Source organism: Streptomyces sp. MnatMP-M17 (assembly GCF_900091995.1).
Lineage (GTDB): Bacteria > Actinomycetota > Actinomycetes > Streptomycetales > Streptomycetaceae > Streptomyces.
In genome coordinates, this window is sequence record NZ_FMDK01001028.1 from 1 (window position 1) to 5,082 (window position 5,082).

General features: G+C 69.6%; 3 protein-coding genes. All 3 read left to right on the forward strand.

The window, feature by feature from the left end:
- Positions 1-3,540 (forward strand): ThuA domain-containing protein (locus tag GA0115259_RS35390; RefSeq protein WP_107469377.1); only part of this gene is annotated, 3,540 nt, incomplete at its 5' end.
- A gap of 143 nt (positions 3,541-3,683) precedes the next feature.
- Complete coding sequence (locus GA0115259_RS35395; protein WP_093604463.1) at positions 3,684-4,817, forward strand: inositol-3-phosphate synthase; 1,134 nt, start codon at positions 3,684-3,686, stop codon at positions 4,815-4,817.
- The coding region (locus GA0115259_RS35400) for a UbiA family prenyltransferase (RefSeq protein WP_161230561.1) at positions 4,814-5,082 on the forward strand (269 nt) is incomplete at its 3' end. The genes GA0115259_RS35395 and GA0115259_RS35400, both read left to right, overlap by 4 nt.

A 5,082-nucleotide genomic window follows, 5' to 3' on the forward strand; every position in this document is an offset into this window, starting at 1 on the left:
GGGGGGGGGGGGGAGCCGATGTCGCTCGCCGTCCTGCCGGACCGGCAGGTGCTGCACACCTCGCGCGACGGCACACTGAGGATCACCGACGCCGGCGGAGACACCACCGTCGCCGGCACGCTGGACGTCTACAACCATGACGAGGAAGGTCTCCAGGGCGTCGGGGTCGACCCCGACTTCGCCGAGAACCGCGCGATTTATCTCTTCTACGCGCCCAAGCTCAACACCCCCGCCGGTGACGCGCCCGAGAACGGCACGGCTGCCGACTTCGCTCCCTTCGACGGGTACAACCGCCTCTCGCGCTTCACGCTCAACGAGGACGGCACCCTGAACAAGGCGAGCGAGAAGAAGGTCCTCGACGTCGCCACCTCGCGCGGCACCTGCTGCCATGTCGGCGGCGACATCGCCTTCGACGCGGACGGCAACCTCTATCTGTCGACCGGTGACGACACCAACCCGTTCGCCTCCGACGGCTACACGCCGATCGACGAACGGCCGGACCGCAACCCGGCGTTCGACGCGCAGCGCAGCTCGGGCAACACCAACGACCTGCGCGGCAAGATCATCCGTATCAAGGTCGCCGAGGACGGCTCGTACACCATCCCGGAGGGCAATCTCTTCGCTCCCGGCACCGAGAAGACGCGGCCCGAGATCTACGCGATGGGGTTCCGCAACCCGTTCCGTATCTCCGTGGACCAGAAGACCGGCATCGTCTACGTGGGTGACTACGGCCCCGACGCCGGCGCCGCCTCACCGACCCGCGGCCCGGCCGGTCAGGTGGAGTTCGCCCGGGTCACCAAGGCCGGAAACTTCGGCTGGCCGTACTGCACGGGCGACAACGACGCGTACATCGACTACAACTTCGCGACCCAGGCCTCCGGCGCCGCCTTCGACTGCGCGGCACCGAAGAACACCTCGCCGCACAACACCGGACTGACGGACCTGCCGCCGGCCCAGCCCGCGTGGATCCCGTACGACGGTGCCAGCGTGCCCGAGTTCGGCTCCGGCTCCGAGTCCCCGACGGGCGGTCCCGTCTACCGTTACGACGCCGACCTGGACTCCCCGGTGAAGTTCCCCGAGTCCTATGACGGCGACTTCTTCGCCGGTGAGTTCGGCCGCCAGTGGATCAAGCGGATCGAGCAGGACGAGAACGGTACGGTCGGCTCGATCAATCCCTTCCCGTGGACCGGCACCCAGGTCATGGACATGGAGTTCGGCCCCGACGGCGCGCTCTACGTCCTCGACTACGGGCTCTCCTGGTTCGGCGGTGACGAGCACTCGGCCCTCTACCGGATCGAGAACTCCACCGGCGGCAAGTCGCCCATCGCCGAGGCCACCGTCGACAAGACGTCCGGCAAGTCCCCGCTGAAGGCGGTCTTCTCCTCCGCCGGCACCTCGGACCCCGACGGCGACGCCCTCACCTACGCGTGGGACTTCGGCGACGGAGGCACCTCCACCGAGGCCAACCCCACGTACACGTACAAGAAGAACGGCACCTACTCCGCACGGCTGACCGTCACCGACCCGACGGAGCGCACCGCGACGGCGTCCGTACGGATCGTCGTCGGCAACACCGCGCCCGAGGTGGAGCTCGATCTGCCCAATGAGGGACACCTCTTCAACTTCGGGGACACCATCCCGTTCAAGGTGAAGGTCAAGGACCGGGAGGACCGGGACAACGGCCCGATCGACTGCTCCAAGGTCATCGTCCGCTACATCCTGGGCCATGACAGCCACGGCCACCCGATCACCTCGGTCAACGGCTGTGAGGGCACCATCACCGCGCCCGCCGACACCGAGCACGATCCCAACGCCAATATCTTCGGTGTCATCGACGCCGAGTACACCGACGGCGGAGGCGGCGGCCAGGCCGCGCTCACCAGCCACGACCAGGCGCAGCTCCAGCCGCGCCACCGGCAGGCCGAGCACTTCAGCGCCTCCTCCGGCATCAGGACCTACGACAAGGCACCGGCCAACGGCGGCAAGACCGTCGGTGACATCGACGACGGCGACTGGATCTCCTTCACGCCGTACAACCTGACCGGTTCCAAGACGCTGACCGCCCGGATCTCCTCCGGCGGCGCCGGCGGATTCCTGGAGGTACGCACGGGCTCCGCCACCGGCGAACTGCTCGGCTCCACGCCGGTTCCGATCACCGGCGGCTGGGAGACCTTCCAGGACGTCGACGTACCGCTGCGCTCCGTACCGAAGAAGACCACCGAGCTGTTCCTGGTCTTCAAGGGCGGTGTGGGCGGTGGCGCGCTCTTCGACCTGGACGACTTCGAGCTCTCCACGGCCGAGCCCGGCAGGACCGAGAAGCGCGTTCTGGTCTTCTCCAAGACCGCCGGATTCCGCCATGACGCGATCCCCACGGGTATCGCCGCGCTGAAGGAGCTGGGAGCGACCACCGGGATCAAGGTCGACTCCACCGAGACCGGCGCCCAGTTCACCACCAGCAACCTGGCCAGGTACGACGCGGTGGTGTTCCTCTCCACCACCGGTGATGTCCTCAACGCCGACCAGCAGCAGGCGTTCGAGAACTATGTCGCCACCGGCGGCGGCTACATGGGTGTGCACGCCGCGGCCGACACCGAGTACGACTGGGCCTTCTACGGCGGTCTGGTGGGCGCGTACTTCCAGGGCCATCCGCAGATCCAGTCGGCCACCGTACGCGTCGAGGACCACGACCACCCGTCGACCGCGCATCTCGACGACGAGTGGCAGCGGACCGACGAGTGGTACAACTACCGCACCAACCCGCGTGAGCAGGCACGGGTCCTCGCCACCCTGGACGAGACCACCTACCGGGGCGGCACCATGAAGGGCGACCACCCGATCGCCTGGTGCCAGACGTACGGGGGCGGCCGTTCCTTCTACACTGGCGGCGGCCACACCAAGGAGTCCTACGCGGACGCCGCCTTCCGCCAGCACCTGCTGGGCGGACTGCGGTACGCGGCCGGCCAGGTGAAGGCCGACTGCAAGCCGCAGACCGGCTACCGGGACCTCTTCAACGGAAAGACGGCGGAGGGCTGGAAGCAGGCCGGACCGGGCAAGTTCAACGTCGTGAACGGTGAACTGCGCTCCGAGGGCGGTATGGGTCTGCTCTGGTACCAGGCCAAGGAGCTGAAGTCCTACTCCCTGAAGCTGGACTGGAAGCTGGACGGCGACGACAACTCCGGTGTCTTCGTGGGCTTCCCGGCCTCCGACGACCCGTGGTCCGCGGTGGACAAGGGATACGAGGTGCAGATCGACGCCACCGACACCCCGGACCGCACCACCGGCTCGGTCTACGGCTTCAAGTCGGCCGATCTCAAGGCCAGGGACCGGGTGCTGCGCCCGCCCGGGCAGTGGAACAGCTACGAGATCAGGGTCCAGGGCGAGCGTCTCCAGGTCTTCCTCAACGGGGCGAAGATCAACGACTTCACCAACCAGGACCCGGCGCGCAGCCTCAAGGACGGCTACATCGGTCTGCAGAACCACGGCGCTGACGACCAGGCCTCCTTCCGCAACATCCAGCTCAAGGAACTGCCGGCCTCCTAGGTACTCCTAGGACGGACGGCCCGTCAGCCGGCGGCGGGCGGGGAGGCGCCGTACCCCCCGCCCGCCGTCCACCAATCACCACCGGCCGGCACCGACACCACCATCCATCAACCACCACCACACCATCGGCAGGGAGGCAGCCCGTGACGACGAGCGGTACGGAATCGACTGCAGTACGCACCGGAGTCTGGTTCGTCGGAGCGCGCGGCTCCGTCGCCACGACGGCTGTCGCGGGATGCGCGGCGGTCACGGCCGGCCTGCATCCCGCGACGGGCATGGTCACCGAGACCGCGCCCTTCGCGGGCACGGGCCTGCCCGCGCTCTCCTCACTCGTCTTCGGCGGACATGACACGGCGAGCTGTCCGCTGCCCAAGCGGGCCGAGGAGCTGACCGTCGCGGGAGTGCTGCCGCACGGTCTGCCCGCCGCCATCCACGCCGAACTGACCGCCGCCGACCAGGAGATAAGGACCGGCGGCCCACAGCCGGGCGACACCAGGAGCGACGAGGAACTCATCGCCGCCTTCGCCGACGACATCACCGGATTCGCCCGCCGTACGGGCGTCGCGCGGACCGTCGTCGTCAATGTCTCCTCCACCGAGCCCAGCCCGGCGCCGGACGATCCGCGGCTGCCCGCCAGCTCGCTGTACGCGGCGGCGGCGGTCCGGGCCGGCTGCTCGTACGTCAACTTCACACCGTCCACCGGGCTGCGCACCGAGGCCCTCACAGCCGCCGCCGAGGCCGCCGGACTTCCCCACGCCGGCCGCGACGGCAAGACAGGCCAGACGCTGCTCCGTTCCGTGCTCGCCCCGATGTTCGTGCAGCGTGCCCTGACCGTACGGGCCTGGTCGGGCACGAATCTGCTGGGCGGCGGGGACGGAGCGGCGCTGGCCGACCCGGCGGCGGCGGCGGCCAAGAACGCGGGCAAGGAGCGCGTACTCGCCGACACGCTGGGCACGGCGCCCGAGGGCGAGGTGCATATCGACGACGTGCCGGCCCTGGGCGACTGGAAGACGGCCTGGGACCATATCGCCTTCGACGGCTTCCTCGGCTCGCGGATGATCCTCCAGACGATCTGGCAGGGCTGCGACTCGGCGCTCGCCGCGCCTCTGGTGCTCGACCTGGCGCGGCTGGTGTCGCGCGCGCACGAGGCGGGACTGAGCGGTCCGCTGCCCGGTCTCGGCTTCTACTTCAAGGATCCGGACAGCGGGCCCGCGGCGCTCGCCGAGCAGTTCGAGGCGCTGCTGGCGTTCGCCGAACGGCTGCGGGAGAGCCGGTGAACGTACGCGGGCGGGTGCGGGCCTGGGCGGAACTGCTGCGGGTGTCGGCCCTGTTCACGGTCCCGGGCGACGCCCTGGCCGGCGCGGCGGCCCTCGGCGCACGACCCAACCGCGGTACGGCGCTGGCCGTGGGCGCCTCCCTCTGTCTGTACGAGGCGGGCATGGCTCTCAACGACTGGGCGGACCGCGACGAGGACGCCGTGGACCGCCCGCACCGTCCCATCCCGTCGGGCCGGATCAGCCCGGCGGCGGCCCTGACGGCGGC